The 19,640-nt window shown below is 62.7% G+C and carries 15 protein-coding genes; 11 read left to right on the forward strand and 4 right to left on the reverse strand.

Going from position 1 to position 19,640, the window contains the following annotated elements; all coding sequences use genetic code 11:
• The first annotated feature begins 229 nt into the window (after positions 1-229).
• Positions 230-2,758, forward strand: coding sequence for a diguanylate cyclase domain-containing protein (locus tag ACQRA4_RS05955; RefSeq protein WP_427822177.1), 2,529 nt, complete (start codon positions 230-232; stop codon positions 2,756-2,758).
• 29 nt (positions 2,759-2,787) lie between these two features.
• On the opposite strand, the gene ACQRA4_RS05960 is transcribed toward ACQRA4_RS05955, so the two are convergent.
• The gene (locus ACQRA4_RS05960; RefSeq protein ID WP_427822178.1) at positions 2,788-6,039 is read right to left on the reverse strand and encodes an SNF2-related protein; all 3,252 of its coding nucleotides are present in this window, start codon (positions 6,037-6,039) and stop codon (positions 2,788-2,790) included.
• 120 nt (positions 6,040-6,159) lie between these two features.
• On the opposite strand from ACQRA4_RS05960, the gene ACQRA4_RS05965 reads away from it, so the two are divergent.
• The 3 genes from ACQRA4_RS05965 to ACQRA4_RS05975 all read left to right on the forward strand — a co-directional run bounded on the left by ACQRA4_RS05965 (position 6,160) and on the right by ACQRA4_RS05975 (position 8,996).
• Positions 6,160-7,797, forward strand: a complete 1,638-nt coding sequence (locus tag ACQRA4_RS05965; protein WP_427822179.1) for a peptide-binding protein — start codon at positions 6,160-6,162, stop codon at positions 7,795-7,797.
• 129 nt (positions 7,798-7,926) lie between these two features.
• Positions 7,927-8,301: a CidA/LrgA family protein gene (locus ACQRA4_RS05970; RefSeq protein ID WP_427822180.1), complete on the forward strand. Its 375-nt coding sequence runs from the start codon at positions 7,927-7,929 to the stop codon at positions 8,299-8,301.
• The gene (locus ACQRA4_RS05975; protein WP_427822181.1) at positions 8,298-8,996 is read left to right on the forward strand and encodes an LrgB family protein; all 699 of its coding nucleotides are present in this window, start codon (positions 8,298-8,300) and stop codon (positions 8,994-8,996) included. Before ACQRA4_RS05970 ends, ACQRA4_RS05975 begins: the two co-directional genes overlap by 4 nt.
• A 151-nt stretch (positions 8,997-9,147) precedes the next feature.
• Here the strand turns inward: ACQRA4_RS05975 and ACQRA4_RS05980 are convergent, their stop codons facing one another.
• Positions 9,148-9,738: a hypothetical protein gene (locus ACQRA4_RS05980; protein ID WP_427822182.1), complete on the reverse strand. Its 591-nt coding sequence runs from the start codon at positions 9,736-9,738 to the stop codon at positions 9,148-9,150.
• A gap of 208 nt (positions 9,739-9,946) precedes the next feature.
• On the opposite strand from ACQRA4_RS05980, the gene ACQRA4_RS05985 reads away from it, so the two are divergent.
• Entirely contained in the window at positions 9,947-12,106 is a 2,160-nt protein-coding gene (locus ACQRA4_RS05985) for a RelA/SpoT family protein (RefSeq protein ID WP_427822183.1), read from the forward strand.
• Positions 12,107-12,257: 151 nt separating this feature from the next.
• Here the strand turns inward: ACQRA4_RS05985 and ACQRA4_RS05990 are convergent, their stop codons facing one another.
• Entirely contained in the window at positions 12,258-13,862 is a 1,605-nt protein-coding gene (locus tag ACQRA4_RS05990) for an outer membrane homotrimeric porin (protein ID WP_427822184.1), read from the reverse strand.
• 262 nt (positions 13,863-14,124) lie between these two features.
• The gene (locus ACQRA4_RS05995) at positions 14,125-14,337 is read right to left on the reverse strand and encodes a hypothetical protein (protein WP_427822185.1); all 213 of its coding nucleotides are present in this window, start codon (positions 14,335-14,337) and stop codon (positions 14,125-14,127) included.
• A gap of 149 nt (positions 14,338-14,486) precedes the next feature.
• Between ACQRA4_RS05995 and ACQRA4_RS06000 the strand changes: the two genes are divergently transcribed.
• The 6 genes from ACQRA4_RS06000 to rsmI all read left to right on the forward strand — a co-directional run bounded on the left by ACQRA4_RS06000 (position 14,487) and on the right by rsmI (position 19,565).
• Positions 14,487-15,440 (forward strand): DMT family transporter, encoded by a 954-nt coding sequence (locus tag ACQRA4_RS06000; protein ID WP_427822186.1) that lies wholly within the window; start codon positions 14,487-14,489, stop codon positions 15,438-15,440.
• Between the two features lie 253 nt (positions 15,441-15,693).
• Complete coding sequence (gene trmD, locus ACQRA4_RS06005) at positions 15,694-16,989, forward strand: tRNA (guanosine(37)-N1)-methyltransferase TrmD (RefSeq protein ID WP_427822187.1); 1,296 nt, start codon at positions 15,694-15,696, stop codon at positions 16,987-16,989.
• Positions 16,990-17,064: 75 nt separating this feature from the next.
• A complete protein-coding gene (gene rplS, locus ACQRA4_RS06010) occupies positions 17,065-17,412 on the forward strand; it encodes a 50S ribosomal protein L19 (protein WP_427822188.1) in 348 nt (115 codons plus the stop codon).
• Between the two features lie 215 nt (positions 17,413-17,627).
• The gene (locus tag ACQRA4_RS06015; protein ID WP_427822189.1) at positions 17,628-18,314 is read left to right on the forward strand and encodes a ribonuclease HII; all 687 of its coding nucleotides are present in this window, start codon (positions 17,628-17,630) and stop codon (positions 18,312-18,314) included.
• Positions 18,308-18,775: a YraN family protein gene (locus ACQRA4_RS06020; protein WP_427822190.1), complete on the forward strand. Its 468-nt coding sequence runs from the start codon at positions 18,308-18,310 to the stop codon at positions 18,773-18,775. Before ACQRA4_RS06015 ends, ACQRA4_RS06020 begins: the two co-directional genes overlap by 7 nt.
• A complete protein-coding gene (rsmI, locus tag ACQRA4_RS06025; RefSeq protein ID WP_427822191.1) occupies positions 18,717-19,565 on the forward strand; it encodes a 16S rRNA (cytidine(1402)-2'-O)-methyltransferase in 849 nt (282 codons plus the stop codon). The genes ACQRA4_RS06020 and rsmI overlap by 59 nt, the downstream gene beginning before the upstream one ends.
• Positions 19,566-19,640 lie beyond the last annotated feature (75 nt).

The following is a 19,640-nucleotide window of genomic DNA, read 5'->3' on the forward strand; positions in this document are numbered from 1 at the left end:
CCCCCCGGCGCTGGAAGTCGTTTCATGCGAATTGTGAAATGCCTTCCAGTGTCTAATTGCAAAAATTCCGCGCGGAATTTTTGCGGGATCGTTGGCGGAAAAACGTGGTTTTTCGCGAATGAACCCGGCTACGCCGCCGCAAAACCCTTGCGGGTTTTGCGGTGTCTGCCTGCAAAAGCAGACACTGGACAAGCGACCCTCCCGCACCTACACTGTATAGATGAAGCAGATGCAGCAAAATCTGGCTCTCGCGCGCGGCGATCTGATGGAGATGGAAAGCCTGCTGTGCGGCGGTCTGGCCGCTTTTTTTTCGTTCAGCGGGCATGCCCTGTATTTTCCCACGCATGATGCGCCGGACGCGCCGCAGCTTTTGCCGCGTGAGCGGCGTCTTTTGCTGCCGCTGGTCTGGCGGGAAAAAACGCTGGGTGTGCTTATGCTGCACGGCGTGCGCGCGCGCGAAATCCGCCCCCTGCTGTCCGTGCTGCCGGCCGTGGTCGCGCTCTGCCTGGAAAATCTGGCCCGCGTCAGGGCCGCGCGCACGGACGCGGTCACCGGCCTGGCCACGGAAGACGTCTTGTTTGCGCATATGGAGGATGAGGCCGCGCGGGTGCGCGCCCATCTGGACGATCCCGCCCGGCCAGACGACAGGCCGGCGCCGCTGCACCGTTTGTGCATGGGGCTTGTGGTGCTGCGTCTGCGCAATGGTGAGGAACTGGCCCGGCAGGCAGGCTTTGCCTTTGGCGAGGCGTTTTTGCGCCGTGTGGCCGATGCCTGCCGTTCCGCCCTGCCGTCAGACGTGCTGGCCGCCCGTGTGGGGCGCCATGAGCTGGCTCTGCTGCTGTCCGCCAGCGGGCGCGGGGCCTGCCGCAAGCTGGCCCGCGCGGCCCTGAACCGCATGGAAGCCGTGAACCTGCCCGGCCCTCTGACGAGACAGCCCATGCGCCCCTTGCTCTGCGCCGGCCACGCGCTTTATCCCCAGGATATGCAGGGGCCGGAACTGGTGCTGCCCATGTTTGAGCAGGCGCGCCTGCTCATGGCCCGCGCCCGTCTGGCCGCCGATGTGGCGGCGCAGGGGCGGAGCGGGGCGGGCGTCGGCGGCGAAAGCCGCATCATGCCCTTTGCCCGCATTCTTCAGGATGGCGGCGTTGTGCTGGAAAATCTGCCTCTGGGCCGCCTGCGGGTCAGCCTGGGCCGCCAGACCAAGGCCCGCGAGGGGCTGCGTTTCGCGGTCAGGGGCGCGGACGGGGCGTCCAGGGGTGAGGTCGTGCTCCTGCAGGTGCGCGAACTGGATGCCGTGGCCGAAATTTTGCATCTGGAGGACGCGCTTCGGCTTCCAGAGCCGGGCGACAGCCTGGCCCTGCTGGACAGTCTGCCCGCCCTGAGCCCGCCGGATATGGAAAGCGCCCTGGAAGACGCGGCGGGCGCTTTCGCCGGGGTCGGATCGGATAACCGGGAGGAAGCGGGCGTCGCGCCGCAAGCGGAAGGGCCTGACGCGCCCCCAAAAGCTTCGGCGCGCATTCCGGCCCCCGCCGCGCCGGAAGAAGGCGGCAAGCGCGGGGGGGATGGCGCTCTGTACGGGCACGGCGACTTTTTGAATCGCTTCAGCCGTGAGCGGGAACAATGCGCGCGTTTCACGCTGGCCATTGTGCGTCTGGTTCAAAGCGGCGAGGGCGTCTGGGGCGTCGCGCGCGAACCGGAACAGGGCATGCGCAAGGTTCTGGAGCTCTGGCGCGCGCTGTCCGCCCCTGTTACGCTCCAGGCCGCGCCGCCGGAAAGCGGAGACGTGGCGGCCTTTGGCGGACGCTATGGCAGCAACAGCCTGATGTTTTTTCACCCCGGTCGCGCCGCCGAGGAGCTGCTGCCCGCATATGCGCGGCTTTGCGCCGGTCTGGGGAAATACGGTCTGGAGGCCGCCGCCGGGCTGGCCGGATATCCCTTTCTTCAATTCCGCAAGGCGGAAATGCAGGACTGCGCGCTCAAGGCATTGGAGTACGCGCTGCTGCTGCCCGAACCCAAGGCGGGCGTCTGCAATTCGCTGGCTCTGAACATCAGCGCTGACCGGCGCTACAGCCTGGGCGACGTCTTCGGCGCGGTGGAAGAGTACAAACTGGCCCTTCTGGCTGACAAAACCAATGTCATGGCCTGGAATTCCCTGGGCGTGTGCATGGCGGCCCTGGGCCGCCAGCACGAGGCGCGCCGTCATTTTCTGGAGGCCCTCAGGCATAGGCCGGATGAGGCGCGGGCCGCGCAGATATGCTACAATCTGGGCACGGTCTGCCAGAACCTGGGCGAACGACGGGCCGCGGCCCGCTATTACCGCCAGTGCGTCAAGACAGCGCCGGATCATCTCTTTGCGCATATCCGTCTGGGCCAGCTTTGCGAGCAGGCTGGCCGCCGCGGCGAGGCGCGGCGTTTCTACGAACAGGCCGCGGCCATTGAAGACGCCAGACCCGACGCGCCCAGTCTGGCCCGGCGGCATCTGGCCCGCGTGGCCGCGCGCCAGCGGCGGGGCGGCGAGGCGCGGGAACTGCTGCATGAGGCCCTGCTGCGCAACCCCAACGACGCGGCTGCCATGCTGCTGCTGGCCAAAATTTATCTGGACGGCAATGAAGACCCGGCTATGGCCGAACTGCTGGCCCGCAAAAGCGTGGGGCTGCACGACCGGCCAGAGGCATGGCAGACGCTGGCCCGCGCCCTGCGCGCGCTTGAGCGTGAAGAAGAAGCCCGCGTGGCTGAGGCGCGCGCGCTGCTGGCCTGAGACCTCCGGCATGCCGCCGCGGGGCTTTCTTACACGTCGAAGAGCATCTCCAGGTCTTCTCTGGTCAGGGATTTCCAGGTTTCCTGACCGGGAATGATGGCTTCGGCCACGCCGCGCTTGGCCTCCTGAAGCTTGAGAATTTTTTCCTCCACCGTGTTCTGGCAGATCAGCTTGTAGGAGAATACCTGGCGGGTCTGGCCGATGCGGTGGGTGCGGTCTGTGGCCTGGCTCTCCACAGCCGGGTTCCACCAGGGGTCGTAGTGGATCACATAGTCGGCCGAGGTCAGGTTCAGGCCGGTGCCGCCCGCCTTGAGCGAAATCAGGAAGATGGGAATGTCCGGGCTGTTGTTGAAGCGGTCCACCTGATCGAAGCGGTCTTTGCTGGCCCCGTCCAGATAGCAGAAGGGCACCTGCGAAAACTCCAGCCATTGCTTGATGATCTGAAGCATCTGCACAAACTGGGAGAAAACCAGCACCTTGTGCCCGCCCTCCACGATTTCCATGACCATATCCTTGAAGGCGTCGAACTTGCCGGAAGGCAGGTTGTTGGAAAAACCGGGCAAATCCATCTTGAGCAGGCGCGGGTGACAGCATATCTGACGCAGCTTGAGCAGGGCGTCGAGGATGGACATCTGGCTTTTGGCCAGACCTTTCTGATCCACGTCGGCCAGCACCTGGGCGCGCAGCTTGCGGGCCAGGGCGGCATACAGCTCGGCCTGGGCTTCCTCCAGGGCGCAGCAGGTGACGCTTTCCACCTTGGGCGGCAGATCCCTGGCCACCTCCGCCTTGGTGCGGCGCAGGATGAACGGCCGCACGCGGGTGCGCAGATACTCCAGGGTTTCGGCGTCGCCGTCCTTGATGGGCTTGACGACGCCGCGCTGGAAGGCGTGCTGCGACCCCAGAAAGCCGGGCATCAGAAATTCAAACAGTGACCAGAGCTCAAACAGATTGTTTTCAATGGGCGTGCCGGAGAGGCAGAGGCGCATGCGGGCGCTGATCCGGCGCACGGAGCGGGCCGTGATGGTGTTGGGGTTCTTGATGTTCTGGGCTTCGTCCAGAATCACAGTGTTGAACTCGTATTTTTCCATCTCCTCCAGGTCGCGGCGCAAGAGGGCGTAGGTGGTGATGATCAGATCCGACCCCGCAATGTGCTTGAACATGCCCTCGCGCCGCGTGCCGTAGATGATCAGCTGCTTGAGGCCGGGCACAAATTTTTGCGCCTCGCGTTCCCAGTTGGGCAGCACTGACGTGGGCACAACAATGAGGTTGGGGCCCTCGCAACGATTTTCAACCATATGCTGGATGAAGGCCAGGGTCTGCACGGTTTTGCCCAGGCCCATCTCATCGGCCAGAATGCCGCCGAAGCCGTATTCCGAGAGAAAATTCAGGTAGGAAAGGCCCTGCGTCTGGTAGGCGCGCAGGCTGGCGTTCAGGCCCTTGGGCGGCGTGATGGGCCGCACCTCGCGGAAAGAGCGGATTTTTTCGCGCAGATTGTTCCAGAAAGAATCCGTGGCCGCGCCGGGCAGGTCTTCCAGCAGGCTGTCCAGCACCGGGGCTTCAAATTGCTTGAACTTCTGCTGCGGGGGCTTGCCGGGGTCCAGTCCCAGGGCCGTGAGCTTGTGCGAGAGTTTTTCCAGCCAGGCTTCGGGCAGGCTGGTATAGGAACCGTCTTTAAGCTGCACATAGCGCTTGCCGCGCGCCCAGGCCTTCCAGATTTTTTCCAGAGGCAGGGACTGGCCCTCGTAATCCACGCTGATGTCCAGGGAAAACCATTTCTCTTTTTCGTTGCTGCTCACCTGGGCCGTAATGGTGGGTTGGGCCGTGCGCATCTTGTAGCGGGAGAGGGCGCGTTCGCCGTATACCCGGTAGCTTTCCACCAGCCTGGGATAAGAGTCGAGCAGAAAGGCGATGGCCTCTTCCGGCTCCAGAAACCAGAGCTTGCTGGAGCGGGCCTGAAAGTCCATGCCGGCGAGCTCGTTCATGAGCTGGGCTTCTTCATCCTGATGCCGGCGCACCAGATAGGTCTGGCCCTCATAGGAGTAGCTGCCGGTCTGAAAGTCGGGGTTAGGCCCGTTGAGCGTAAATTCGCCGTGCCTGGTTTCGTAGATGTTGTCGATCTCCAGAGTCAGCAGGCTGCCTTCCTCATCCAGAAAAAGCTTGGGATTGTAGGTGGCGGGCTGGAACACCGGCTCCATGAGCTTGAGAAACTCCTGCGGCTCATAGAGTTCCGAGGCGGGCAGGCGCGTCCACACGCGGTCCAGAAATTCCGAAATTTCCTCGTGCGGCACCACCGGGCGCTCATAGATGAGATTGCGCACCAGGGAGGGATAAAGACCCGTCTGCACCGGGTAGAAATTGTGTTGGTAGCAGACCCAGAGCGGCATCTGGCCGTGGAAGGTGATGGGCTCCTCCTCCAGATTGGCGTGGTCGCCCTGGGCTGAGGGATTGCCCGCGCGGATGGGCAGGGGCGGGCGGCCCTCGCGTTTCAGCAGCACCTCGAAACTGAAGCCCGCGTCGTCCAGATTGGGTTTGAGCTTGAGGGCGAAGGGCGTGCTTTCGATGCGGCAGGGTTTGTCAGTATCCATCCAGAGCAGATAATATTCCTTGCGCACGGCCCAGAAAAACCATGAAATCAGCCCGTCGGGAATCTCCACCCGGTGGCCGTAATAATCAAGATGCTGGCCTATCTGGCGGGCCACATGCGGCAGCTGGGGCGAAAATTCGGTCCATTCCGGGTTCTGGATGATCTGCTCCAGCGTCACTTCGTTGTGCACGCTGGACAGGCCGGACTTGTTCTGCCTGCCCCGGAAGAAGGAAACCAGCAGCCGCCCCTGTTCCGGCGCGAAGCGGAAGATCAGGTAGTGGCGGCCCGGTTCGGGCTCCATGTCCGTTGAGAAAAAGTTTCGGAAGCTCTGCTTCCAGTCCGTGGCCGGCGAGGATATTTCCTCCGCGTCGCCCTGCTCTTTGCGCAGTTCTTCAATAAGGCGCAGGGCCAGGGCCGCCACATGCCGGCAGATGCCGGAAAAGGCGTCCGAGCAGTTGCACTGGTGGCGCGTGCTGCGGTCTGTAATGGTGAAACTCAGGCTCGGCGTGTAGACCTGGAGGTCTTCCCCCTGAATCACGCCCTGCACGTCCCAGGTTTCGCCTTCCTGAATATTTATTTTTTGCACCCCGCCTTCGGACAGGATATAGTAGGCGGCGTCGCGGATATATTCCGGCACGCTGTCGTGCAAAAAGGCCTGGCACATTTCACGGACGACGCTTTGTTCTGATCGGCTCATGCATCCCTCAAAATAATCCGCGCCGGACGACCCCGGAGTCGCCGGACGCAGAGCGCTGTTTTGGTGTTTGTGACAACTAGCACAGGTTACAGGATGAAAGCAACCGCAAGCGCGCAAATTATGAAAAAAATATTCCTGTTTTCCGCCGCCCTGTTTTTTCTCTGGCTGGCGCCGGCCTGTCCGCCGGCGGGGGAGACGCCCCGCGCCGCCGAAAATGAAGGCCCGACCGGGAAGAGCTATGGCGACCGCATTCTTTTCGGCAGCATCGGAGAAGCCTCCAATCTGATTCCCTACCTGACCTCGGACTCGGCTTCGCATGAAGTGGCCGACATGCTCTATGTGGCCCCGCTGCGCTATAACAAGGAGTTGCAGCCGGAACCGTGGGCCGCCGAATCCTGGAGCATGGAGGATGGCGGGCGGCTGATGCGTTTCACCCTGCGCAAGGGCATTCTCTGGGAAGACGGGCGGGAGCTCACGGCTGAGGATGTGGCCTTTACCTACAGGCTGGTCATCGACCCGGCCACGGGCAGCCCGTATGCCGAGGATTTTTTGCGGATCAAGGAGCTGCGCGTGCTGGATCGCTATAGCTTCGAGGCGCGCTACGAGCAGTTTTTCGCCAGGGCCGTGTCCTCCTGGATGAGCCCCATCCTGCCCAGGCATATCCTGGAGGGGCAGAATATCCGCGAGACGCCTTTTGCCCGCAAGCCCGTGGGCGCGGGCCCCTATCGGCTGAAGTCGTGGGAGCCCGGCAGCCGCATCACGCTTGCGGCTTCGCCCACCTATTTCGACGGCAAACCCCACATCAGCGAAGTGGTTTACAGAATTATTCCTGACAGCGCCACCATGTTCATGGAAACCCGCGCCGGGCGTCTGGACGTCATGGATCTGAGCCCGCTGCAATATCTGCGGCAGACCTCCGGCCCGCTCTGGCAGGAGGGCTTTCACAAATACCGCTATCTGGCTTCGGTTTATGTGTTTCTGGGCTTTAATCTGGAGCATCCCTTTTTTAGGGATATCCGGGTGCGCCGCGCCATCTCAGCGGCCATCGACCGGGACGAGATCGTCAAGGGCGTGCTGCTGGGGCAGGGCGTGCCGGCTTTCGGGCCGTTCAAGCCCGGTTCCTGGGCCTATCATCCCACGCTCAAGCCCGTGGCGCGGGATGTGGCGGCGGCCCGCGCCCTGCTGGCCGAAGCCGGCTTCGGCGATACGGACGGCGACGGCGTGCTGGACAAGGGCGGCAAGCCCCTGGCCTTTACCATCCTGACCAATCAGGGCAACGAGCAGCGCATTCTCACGGCCACGGCAATTCAGTCCCAGCTTTGGGCTGTGGGCATTGATGTGCGCATCCGCACGGTGGAGTGGGCGGCCTTTATTCGCGAATTTGTCAACAAGGGCCGTTTTGACGCCGTGATTCTGGGGTGGACCATCGCCCAGGACCCGGATATCTTTCAGGTCTGGCACTCCTCCCAGGCCCATGACGGCGGTCTGAACTTCACCCACTACAAAAATCCCGATTTGGATCGCCTGCTGGAAGAGGCGCGCGCCACTCCGGATCAGGCCGCGCGCGCGCGTCTGTACGCCAGGGTTCAGGAAATTCTGGCCGAAGACCAGCCCTACTGCTTTTTGTTCGTTCCATATGCCCTGCCCGTGGTGCAGCGCCGCTTCAGGGGCATCCGCCCGGCTCTGGCCGGCATCATGTACAATTTCGACAAGTGGTGGGCGCCCAGAGGCTTGCAGCGGTATGAGGTGGTGGAATAGGGCGGTCGGGCCGGCGATGGCTGGTTTTCAGAGCGAAATTGCAGTACAAGACCGCTTCGGTTAGGGAGGCTGCCCGCAGAAAGCGGGCTGGCCGGAACAATGGCGCGCAACTTTTCATGAGAGGGCAATATGCGACAAACCTGGCGCTTGCTCTGGCAGGCGGCTCTGTTCGCCGGCGTCGCATGGCTGGCCGACTTTGCGGTCAGAGTGCTGGATATGCCCGTGCCCGGCAATGTTCTGGGCATCATTGCGCTGTTTCTTTTGCTGTGCGCCGGCATCGTCAAGGAAAGCTGGATAAGCGAGGCCGCGCCCTTTCTGCTCAGGCATCTGGTCTTCTTTTTCATTCCCGTGGCTGTGGGCCTGATGAACTGGGGCGAAGTTTTTTATGATTACGGCTGGGTGCTGCTGGGGGCCATCGTCGGCAGCACGGCTCTGCCGCTGCTGGTGACCGGCTGGCTGGCCGGGGCGCTGCGCCGCAAGGCGGCAAAGGAAAAAACGCAATGATCCTGACGACCTTTCTGTGCGTGGCGGGCACGCTGCTTGTGTATCAGTGCGTGCTGCGTCTGTATTTGCGCTACCGGCACCCGCTGATTAACGTCGTCGGCGTCAGCGCCGCCGTGATAATCGCCGTATTGCTGCTCTGCGGCCTGCCCTACAGCGCATATGAACCCGCCAAGGAGCTGATGACCAGCCTGATGGGCGCGGCCACGGTCAGCCTTGCGCTGCCCCTGTACCGGTACAGAAAGCTGCTCTGGCGCAATGCCCCGGCCATTCTCGTCAGCGTAAGCGCCGGAGCCTTTGCGGCCATGTTTTCCGCCGGGCTCATGGCCCAGGCGGGCGGGTTGCCGCGCCAGGTCGTCATGTCCATTCTCGCCAAGGGGGTTTCCATTCCTTTTGCGGTGGAAATTGCCGCCATTTATGATGGCATCCCCCCGCTGGCCGCGGCTTTTGTGGTGGCCACAGGCACGTTGGGTTCCCTGCTGGGGGCCTGGGCGCTGACGCTGGCGCGGGTCTCCTCTCCTTTCGCGCGGGGACTGACGCTGGGCGTCATTTCCCATGCCCAGGGCACGGCGGCGGCCCTGCAGGAAAATGAAGAAGCCGGCGCTATGGCGGGTCTGGCCATGATTCTCGCGGGTCTGCTTACCGTCGCGTTCGCGCCTCCCGTGGTCTGGCTGCTGGAGACGCTTCAGGGCGCTTAGGGCGGCCTGTAGGCGCGCTGCCTTTTTGCCCGCCTGCGGCGTCAGGTCTTGTCCGCTTTTTTGGGGGTACGCCGAAGAGTCCGCTCCTTGAGGCGGGCTTATCCGCCTTGCGGACAAACAAAAGCTTTGCAGAGGGCAAAGCCCCTGACCGTCAGGGCGCGGGGGCATCCGCCTGCGCGGTCTGCCCGGCCTCTTCCCCGGTTTTCAGCGCCTGTGCCTGACCCAGCAGTTCGTCCATCTTTCGCTTGATGCCCGATGCCATTTCCTCTTTGGCGATGTCAGGCATATCCGAGGCCAGCACCTGTTCCAGTTGGCCTGTCAGTTCTTTTATCTGCCGTTCAATGTCGGAAGTTTTTCGGGCTGTTTTTTTATGCGTTTCTCCATCCCGCCGAAGTTCCGATGCCGCTTCCGCTTGAGAACTTCCTTCCGTCTCGGCGGCGCTCATGCCGGGGAAGCGGATGCCGCCCCTGTGTGCATGGGAACGGAATCGCTGAAACAGTTCTTGCCGCTTGTCAGCGCTGTCGGCAGCGGCATCGGCCTGATCCTGTCGATCCTGAACGGCAAGCCCCCGGCCGGCGGTCTGACGCTGGCAAAGGGCCCGCTTTGCCAGAGCCAAAGCCTCCCGGGAAAAACTGACCTGATCTCCCCGACCCGCTTCGGCCTTCGTGGACGCGCCGGGATCGCGGCGTGCGGGCTCTGTAAAGAAACCCGCGGAAAGCGAGGATGCGGCGCTGATAAACACTGTCAACTCCATGCTGCGTGGACGTCGTTACGGAGAATCGGGAAATTGCTGCCGTTGCGCATGGGAAATGCAAGAAACATGCTGCAAAATGCCGTTGTTTTCGGGGCGCGGAATCTCTTTCCGCCGTTGACAAGCCCGCGCTTGTCGGAACATAGTTAAAAAAATGTCTTTTCCCCACATTTTTCATTTTTCCGGCAGGGCTGATTCCATGATTCGCATTCAGGAAATTCTCGATAAAGTGGCGGCCAGCAATCAGAACGCCGATCTGGAACTGATCCAGCGGGCCTATGTGTTTGCCGCCACAGCCCACGCCGGGCAGACGCGCCTTTCCGGCGAGCCCTATCTTTCCCACCCTCTGGCCGTGGCCGCCACCCTGGCGGACATGGGTTTTGACGAACCCACGGTGGCCGCGGGCCTGCTGCATGACACCGTGGAGGACACCAAGGCCACTATTGAAGAGATTGACGAAAACTTCGGCGAAGAAGTGGCCGATATCGTGGACGGCGTCACCAAGATCAGCATGATCCCCTTTGAAAACAAGGAGGAGGCTCAGGCCGAGAACATCCGCAAGATGATTCTGGCCATGAGCCACGATATGCGCGTGCTGATGGTCAAGCTGGCCGACCGCCTGCACAATATGCGCACCCTGGATTTTCAGAAAGCCCACAAGCAGAAGCGCATCGCCCAGGAAACCATGGATATTTACGCCCCCCTGGCCAACCGGCTGGGCCTGTACCTGCTCAAGCGCGACCTGGAAGACCTCAGCTTCAAATATCTGCGGCCGGATATTTTCAACCAGATCGACCACTGGCTGGACAAGCATCAGGTGGTGGAAAAGCATATCATCGACAAGGTGGTGGGCCTGATTCGGGATCTGCTGGCCTCCAACCAGATTCAGGGGCAGGTCTATGGCCGCATCAAGCACAAGTACAGCATTTACAAGAAGATGCAGTCCCAGTCTCTGACTCTGGATGAAATGCACGACATCATGGCCTTTCGCGTGCTGGTCAAGGATATCAAGGATTGCTACGCGGTGCTGGGGCTGGTGCACTCGCAGTGGCGGCCCGTGCACGGACGCTTCAAAGACTATATTTCCATGCCCAAGGCCAACGGCTATCAGAGCCTGCACACCACGGTCATCGGGCCTGAGGGCGAGCGCATCGAGATTCAGATTCGCACCGAAGAGATGCACCGCCAGGCCGAGCACGGCGTGGCCGCGCACTGGCTGTACAAGGAAAAGGGCCGGGTCAACAGCAAGGACCTGGAGCAGTTTTCCTGGCTGCGGGAAATTTTTGAGCGCCAGGGCGACGAGACGGATTCGCGCGAGTTCATGCATGCGCTGAAAATGGATCTCTTCAAGGATGAGGTCTATGTCTACACGCCGGCCGGTGACGTCAAGGAACTGCCGGAAGGGGCCACGCCTCTGGATTTTGCCTTTCTGATTCATACCAAGGTGGGCCAGCATTGCGCGGGAGCCAAGGTCAACGGCCGTCTCATGCCCCTGAGCACGGAGCTGAAGAACGGCGATATAGTGGAAATCGTCACGGACCCGGCGCGCAACCCCAACCGCGACTGGCTCAAGCTGGTCAAGACCGCCAGGGCCCGCAGCCGCATTCAGCGCTATCTGCGCACGGAGGAGCGGGCCCGCGCCGTGACCCTGGGCCGCGACATGCTGGAGAAGGAAGGACGCAAAGCCAGCCTGAATGTGGCCAAAGCCCTCAAGGAGGGGCATCTGGCTCTGGTGGCCCAGGAGATGAATTTCGAGAGCGTGGATGACCTGATCGCCGCGGTGGGGTATGCCCATCTGACGCCGCGCAAGGTTCTGAACCGCCTTTATGCCGTGCTGCACCCCAACGAGGTCGCCCCGACCGCGCCCGCGGCCCCCAGCGTCAAGGAAAGCAGGGAAGAGGCCGTCCGCAAGACCGAGGGCGTGGGCATCTCCGGCGTGGACGGGGTGCTGATGCGCTTCGCCAAATGCTGCAATCCGGTGCCGGGCGATCCCATTATCGGCTATATCAGCCGGGGCATGGGCGTCAGCGTGCACTGCGCCGACTGCCCCAATGTGGCCAATATGGAGCCGGAGCGCCTGATCTCCGTACATTGGGACGGCGCGGAAGAACAGCCCTACGAGGCGGGCATTTTCATCATCGCCCAAAATGTGCGGGGCGTCCTGGCGGAAGTGGCCCAGGTGCTCGCCAAAAACGATGTGAACATCACCGGCCTGAGCATGGACACGCTGGTGGACGGTCGCGCCAAACTGCGTTTTACCGTGGAGGTGCGAGACGCCACCCAGCTTTACCAGCTTATTGAGGCCATCCGCGCCCTGCCGTCCATTCTGGAAGTGGTGCGCGACGCCGAGGATGTGTAGCGGTCGCTGGCTGCGGAAAGCAAATAAGCTGCAAGGCCGCCCGGCGGAAGGACGGCCTTGCGGTTCGCGTGCGGGAAGGGAGCGCGCGCAGAGGGCCTCAAGCGTTAGAGCGGTAGTGATTGAAAATGGATATTTTCAATCAAAAAATGCTCTAGAAGGCATAGGCAAAGACAAGCTGCGCCTTCCAGGCGTCCTGTTTCTGGAAGGAATCGTTCATCCAGCTCTTTTCCCAGGTGTCCTTGTCAATCATGTTGACGATGTAGCCCAGCTCCAGGTTGGCTTCCAGATTTTCATAAATCTGCCAGGAGTTGACCATGTTGAATTCCAGCAGGCCGTCGTTGGTGGTCAGGTACGGGCCGTCGTTGGTGCCGTAGCCGTCGGCCCAGGCCGTGGAACTGCTCATGTATTTGACCATGGAGGGGCTGTTGGTGCCGCCCCAGTAGGCCACGCGGAAGGTGTGCCTGAGGTCTTCCACAAAGCTCATGTCACGAAGTTGCAGGCCGACGCCCCAGGTGCCCGCGTAGCTCAGGCCGCGGTCGTACCAGTCGCCGTTGGGGGCCCAGGCCAGGTTGCCGTCGCCCATGAAAGAGGTGAAGTTGCCGGCGGCGGCCACCGAAGGCATGCGCTCGGAGCCGTTTTTCACATTGCCGTCGTCGCCTGAAGCGTACCAGCCGAAGATGCCGGGCACGCCCCAGTCCATCTTGTACTCGATGAGCGCCTTGGCCAGCCAGCCCTGCCGTTCTGTGCCGCCGCGCACCACTTCGGCGCCGCGCTTGGAAACGTCAAAGCGGCCCATGCTTTCCACATAGCCGTAATTGATGTCAAATTCGATGTTCAGCGGGTCCCAGGCGGTAATGGCAATGGGCAGGCCGGCCCAGAACATGGAGCCATAGGCTTTGCTGGTTCCCCCCAGGGCGGTCGCGTTGAAGCCGGGGTACAGGCCGCTGAGGGTGTAGCGCAGAGCGCCGTCCTCCGTGCCCCACTGGTTCGTCCCGACTCTGCCGGGACGTCCCCAGGGGTTGTTGCCGTCGTCGGCATCCAGACCATCCAGAGAGTACTTGCCCATCATGCCGTACATGGCCCAGAGGGTGATTTCAAAACCATCAAAGGTCAGAGGCAGGCTGAGGGCGAAAAGGTCGATGTTGTCCAGATAGTTGGACTCGCGCGTATTGCCGTTGTCATCCCATCCCGAATAATTGTCGTTGACCGGGCGCATCCAGAGGGCGGTAAGCGCCACGTTGTCGGTGAATTTGTAACTGGCGGCCACAGCGGCCACATCGCCGTCCATAACGGCGGAACCGCCGGCCATATTGGGCAGGGCCACGGCCTGAAGGCCCATGCGGAAGCGCAGGTCGGTACGGGGCGCCAGCCAGTCGATAAAGGCGTTTTTGACCTTGACCACAGTGCCGTCAGCGCCCAGAGCGCCGCCGTCTTCCGCCTTGCCCCAGGTCTGGTCGCCGATTTCAAAGAATACCGTGCCGGACAGCGCCTCGGAAGCCACCGCGTCCAGTTGCAGGCGAATGCGCTGGGCTGCGGCGAACTTGTCGTTCGCATTGGTCTTGTGCTTGCCGTTGTTGTCGCGCACCTTGTCGATCAGCGAGGCGTCGCCCGCGCCAAAGCCCACCAGCCATTCGCCCTGGGCCTTGAAGTCGATGGCCCTGGCGCTCCCCGTCGCTCCCAGAAACAGACTCGCCGCCAGCAGGGCCACCATGCACCGTTTCCTGAATCTTCCCGGATTGTTCCCTTTCTTGCTCATGTCATTCTCCTCATGGGCCTGTGTTTGTGCCGCCGTCTTACCGGACTGACCAGATGAACGGCGAAGCGCTCCATCCGGAAGCGGCGGCGTTGTGGCGGTATTTTTGATAGCACGATTTTTGAAAACGTGGCAATGATTGTTTTCCCCGTTTATGCCGTGAGAAGCCTGTGAACGGTTCTCCTTCTCGTGGCGGCCGGGCGAGCGCATTGCCTGCTTGTAGAAAACGAATTGCATATTCAGTGTCTGGGCAAAATTTTCGCGCTCATGCCGTGCCGGGGCGATCCCTTTTGTCTTTGCCGCAATGGCAGTTGGCGCAGTCGCCCTGGCAGAGGCGTTTTTTTCGCTGTTTCTGATAGTGTTGGATAAGCTCGATGAGCAGCGGGTCAAAACGGGCATGTTGTCGAATATGCTGGTTTTCATGGCTGAAACGATGGCTGGCGTCCAGAGTTTGCGCGATAGTGCGGGAAGAGTTCATGGCTTTCTCCGTGTTGCGGGTGAACTGGCGTGACTTTGACACAGGCCAGGTTTGCTGTCAATAGAATTGAAATTCATTTTCATAAAGCGCGTCTTGCCTTTTCAGAAATTTTGAAGCAGAAGGCCACAAGCAGCCGGCGGAAGGGCGGCATGAACCGGAGGGGTCAGGCGGTGGGAAAATACTATGCTCTTTTGAGCCTGACGGCGGCCATCTGGGGTGTCCAGCCGCTTTTCATCAAACTCGCCGTGCGGGAAATCACGCCGGTCAGTCTGACTGTGGCGCGTTTCGTCCTGATCAGCGCCACTATTTTTCTGATCATGCGCTGGCGGCGTAAAACGCCGCTGCTGCCGCCCCCGGCATGTCTTTTGCCGCTGTTCTGCATGGGGGTGAGCGGCGTGGCCATAAACAATGTGGCCCAGTTCAGCGGTTTGCAGTATTCCACGGTCGGCAACGCCACACTGATAGCCTCCACCACGCCGGCGGTCACAGCCCTGCTGGCCGCGCTTTTTCTGCGTGAGCGCCTTTTGCCCGTTCAGTGGATGGGCATCGTCATTTCCCTTGCGGGCGTGCTGCTGCTGTCCAGCAAGGGGTCGCTGGACGCTCTGCTGCATATTTCATTCAATTACGGCGACATGCTTTTTTTCTGCGCCCAGCTGGGTTGGGCCGCGTACACGCTGATCGGTTTCCGGGTCATGCGGCATCTGTCGGCCTTGGGCGTCACGGCCTGGGCCGGGGTGTTCGGGGCGCTGATCACCTTTGTTTACGGCCTGTTCACGGGTGAGCTGCACTACGCGCCGCTGTCCGCGACGGGCATGGCCTGCATGGCCTATGTGGTCTGGGCGGGCGGGGTCTGCGCCATGGCGTTCTGGAATCTCGGCATCAAGGCGGTGGGCGCCGGACAGGCCGCCGTCTTTTTGAACATTATGCCGCTGATGGGAGTGGGGGCCGGCATCGTCGTGCTGGGTGAGAATTTTTACTGGCAGGAGTGCTTCGGCGCGGCGGGAATTCTGTTCGGCGTATATCTGCTCACGCAGGTGCGTCGGATGCTGCGCCGCCGTAACCTCCGGCGCGGGAGGCGCCACGGGGCCGCGCGGCGGGCATGACGCCCTGAAAAAACGGAGTTTCAGGCTCTGGCCCTGCCAACGCGCTGCCGGTTTGGCGCGGGACGTTTTGCGCAATGCCGCCATGATCAAAAACAGGCTTTTCCGCGCTGGCGCGGCCAGCGCGGAAAAGCCTGAATCAGCAGCGCCATTAGCCAACAGCGCATTGACAGGGCCTGACTCCAGAGCGTTTTGCCCAAAACACGGAATTTACCGACGCTTGCCAGCCGCGCTCTTTTGCGGCACTCTCCCGGCCATGCCGCATTTTCACCTGGTTTCGCTCTTTCCCGAATTTTTTGCCTCCCCGCTGGACACGGCGCTCATGGGCCGCGCCCGCGAAAGCGGTCTGGTGAAATTCAGCTTTCATGACCCCCGCGCCTTCAGCGCGGACAAGCGCCGGCATGTGGACGACCGCCCCTACGGCGGCGGGCCAGGCATGGTGATGATGGGCGAGCCCGTGGCCCTGGCGCTGCGCTCCATTGAGCGCCCCGGCCGGATGCTGCTCATGACGCCGGGCGGTCGTCCGCTCAATCAGGCGCTGGCGCGCGAGCTGGCCGCCGAAGAAGATATCACCCTGATCTGCGGTCGTTATGAAGGGCTGGATGCCCGTCTGTCTGAGCTGTTCCCGCTGGAGCCGGTGAGCGTGGGCGAGGCCGTGCTCAACGGCGGAGAAACGGCGGCTCTGGCCGTTATTGAATCCGTGGCGCGCCTGACGCCGGGCTTCATGGGCAAAGAGGAATCCGGCGAGGAAGAAAGCTTTTCCCATGGCCTGCTGGAGTACCCGCATTACACCCGGCCCGAACGCCTGGAAGGCCTGTCCGTGCCCGAAGCGCTGCTCAGCGGCGATCATGGCCGTATCGCGGCATGGCGGCGCGCCGCGTCCCTGGCGGCCACGCTGAGGGCGCGCCCCGACCTGCTGGATACGGCCCCGCTGACCCGCGATGACGCCCGAACCCTGTCCACTCTGTCGCGCGAGAGGCCTGGCCGCAACCTCTCTTTCTGTCTGGTGCACTATCCCGTTTTGCTTGGAGAAAAAAATTCCGGCGCTTCCTCTTTGACAAATCTCGACATTCACGATATAGCCCGAATTTCCCGCAGCTATGCGATGGGGCCCTTCTATGCGGTGACGCCTCTGGAGGATCAGCTGCGGTTGCTTGAGGATATTTTGCGACACTGGACTCGCGGCCCCGGAGGCGAAAACAATCCGGACAGGGCCAGAGCGCTGGAGCTGGTTCGCCCGGCAAGCTCGCTGGATGAAGCCGTGGCGCAGTTTGCCGCTCATGCCGGCGCTACGCCCAGGCTGATCGCCAGTTCCGCCGTCTGGCCCGCGCGCAAGCGCGCTCCCGCGCCGCTGACGCCCGGCCAGGCGCGTGACTGGTGTCGGGAAGGCCCGGTAATGCTCTGCCTGGGCACGGCTCAGGGGCTGGCGCCGGAAGTGCTGGAACGTTGCGAGGGGCAGATGCGCCCCCTGCGCTTTTTGGGATACAATCACCTTTCAGTGCGCAGCGCGGCCGCCATTCTGGCCGACAGAATTTTAGGCGACTACTGCTGAAAACCTCGGGCCGCGCACAGCGGATCGCTTTACAACGAAGCGGCAATCCGCCCGCGGGTTTGCAAGGAGTTTACGATGGACATCATCAGAAAGATCGAACAGGAAAACATGCGCATGGACATGCCCGCGTTTCGCTCCGGCGACACGGTCAAAGTGCACCTGCGCATTGTGGAAGGGGAAAAAGAGCGCATCCAGGTCTTTCAGGGCAATGTGATCCGCATCAAGCGCGGCTCCACCAACGCCAGCTTCACCGTGCGCAAAATTTCCGACGGCGTGGGCGTGGAGCGCATCTTCCCGATCAACTCGCCCTTCATCGACCATGTGGAGCTGGTTACCCAGGGCCGCGTGCGCCGCAGCCGCCTCTACTACCTGCGCGCCCTCAAGGGCAAGGCGGCCCGCATCAAGCCCCGCGGCCGCTTCTGACCACGGCCTGTGCTTTTTGCCGTCCACGGCCTCATGCGCGACGCCGCCGCGCGGGCTGCGGACGCTGGCAATATCCTTCGCTTCAGCCGGCAAACCGGGGTCTGTCTGGTTCGCCGGCTGAAGCTGCGCTTTTCAGAGCGAATTGCCTTTGAAAAAGGCATGCGCTTTCGGCGACCGCGAGAGCGAACGCCCGCGCTGCCGGAAACGAGGGCATCATGAAGGAACATCCCGTGCAGGCCAGTCTGCTTGAGCCGCATGCTCCCGCGCAGGCCGCCGGCCCCGTCGCGGGCATTGACGAAGCGGGGCGCGGCTGTCTGGCCGGGCCTGTGGTGGCCGCGGCCGTCATTCTGCCCGCTGCCTACGACCTGCCCGGCCTCACGGATTCCAAGGCCATGAGCGCAAAGGCGCGCGAGCGTCTTGCCCCGCGCATCAAAGCCTGCGCCGTGGCCTGGGGCCTGGGCGTGGTCTGGCCCCGGCGCATCGAGCGCATCAATATTCTTCAGGCCACGTTTGAAGCCATGAGTCGCGCCGTGCGCGTTATGGGCGTTACGCCGGCCCGCCTGCTCATTGACGGCGACAAAACGCTGCCCGCCGCCGTGCTGCTTCCCTTCTGGCGCGCCGGGCATACGGCGTCCCCGCCTTCACAGCGGGCCATTGTGGGCGGCGACAAAAGCGAAGCCGCCATTTCCGCCGCCTCCATCCTGGCCAAAACCTTTCGGGATCATCTCATGCGCCATCTGGATCGCCGCTGGCCCGGGTATGGCCTGGCGGCGCACAAGGGCTACGGCACCCGGGCCCATTATGAGGCATTGCGTCATCTGGGCCCCTGCCCGCAGCACCGCCTGACCTTCCGGGGCGTGTTGCGCCCATCTGGCCCGCCGCGTCAGGACACGCTATGCTGAAGCTTCCCGTTTGCCGGCTCTTTGCCCGACGCGTCGCGCCGGGCGGCGGCCAGAGCGCGAAAGCGGCCCATATCCGGCTGGGCCAGGCCGGCGAGGAGGCCGCCGCGATGTTGCTGACGCGCGCGGGCTTCACGCTGCTGGATCGCAACTGGCGTCAGGGCCGCCTGGAGCTGGACATGGTCTGCCGCGACGGCCGGGAAGTGGTTTTCGTGGAGGTCAAGACCCGGCGGTCAGACGGTTACGGCGGCCCGGCGGCGGCCGTGACCCCGGCCAAGCAACGCGCGCTCGCGCGCGCGGCCCAGGCCTGGCTGACGGCGCATGACGCCTGGCAAAACCCCTGCCGTTTTGACGTGGTCTGCCTCTTGCGCCACGGCGACACTTTCAGCGCGGAGCATTACCCCCATGCCTTTGACTTCTCCCCGGCTCTGGATAGTGGCCACGCCCCTTGGCAACCCTGGTGACCTTTCGCCGCGGGCCCGCGAAATTCTGGAAAACGCTGACCTTATCCTGGCGGAGGATACCCGCCGCGCGCTTCAACTCTGTCGCCTCTGCGGCATCCGCAACATGCGGAGCCGCCGCTTTCTCAGTTTTTACGACCACAATGAAGCCCAGCGTCAGGAAGAAGTGCTGCGCCTGCTGCGCGAGGGCCGCGACCTGGCCCTGATTTCCGACGCGGGCACCCCGCTGCTGGCCGATCCCGGCTACCGGCTGGTGCGGGCCTGCCGCAAAGAGGGCCTGCCGGTTTCGCCGGTTCCCGGGCCATCCGCCCCTGCGGCCGCCCTGTCCGCCGCCGGCATCGCGCCCCTGCCGCATACCTTTTTGGGCTTTCTGCCCCGCGACGCGGGGGGATGCGAGGCGCTTTTCGCTTCCTTTGCCCGAACGCCCGGTTCACTGATTTTTTTTGAACGCAAAGACCGCCTCAAAAAGAGCCTGGCCCTGGCGGCCCGTATTCTGGGCCCGCGCGACCTGGCCATCTGCCGTGAATTGACCAAAACCCATGAGGAATTTATACTTGGTCGTCTTGAAGACAGCGATTGTCTGCCTGACGACCTTCTTGGCGAAATCACGGTGCTGCTCGGCCCGCCCGAGGCGGTCGAGCGCATGCCCCGGCATGAGGTGGAAGAGCTGCTGCGGGCGGAGCTGGCGCGAGGCGGCAAACCGCGCGAGGTGGCCCGGCGTGTCCAGAACGCCGCGCGCGGCTGGAGCTGCAAGGAGCTTTATGCTCTTATTCCGGCGAGCAAGGCAGGGTAGCATGTTTTCAGCCAAAAACGCGAAGCGCCTCAACCAGGCTGCGCCAAGGCGTTCCCCGGCGCTCCGCTTGGGCAG

The sequence above is a fragment of the Desulfovibrio sp. SGI.169 genome, assembly GCF_050313595.1.
GTDB lineage: Bacteria > Desulfobacterota > Desulfovibrionia > Desulfovibrionales > Desulfovibrionaceae > Desulfovibrio.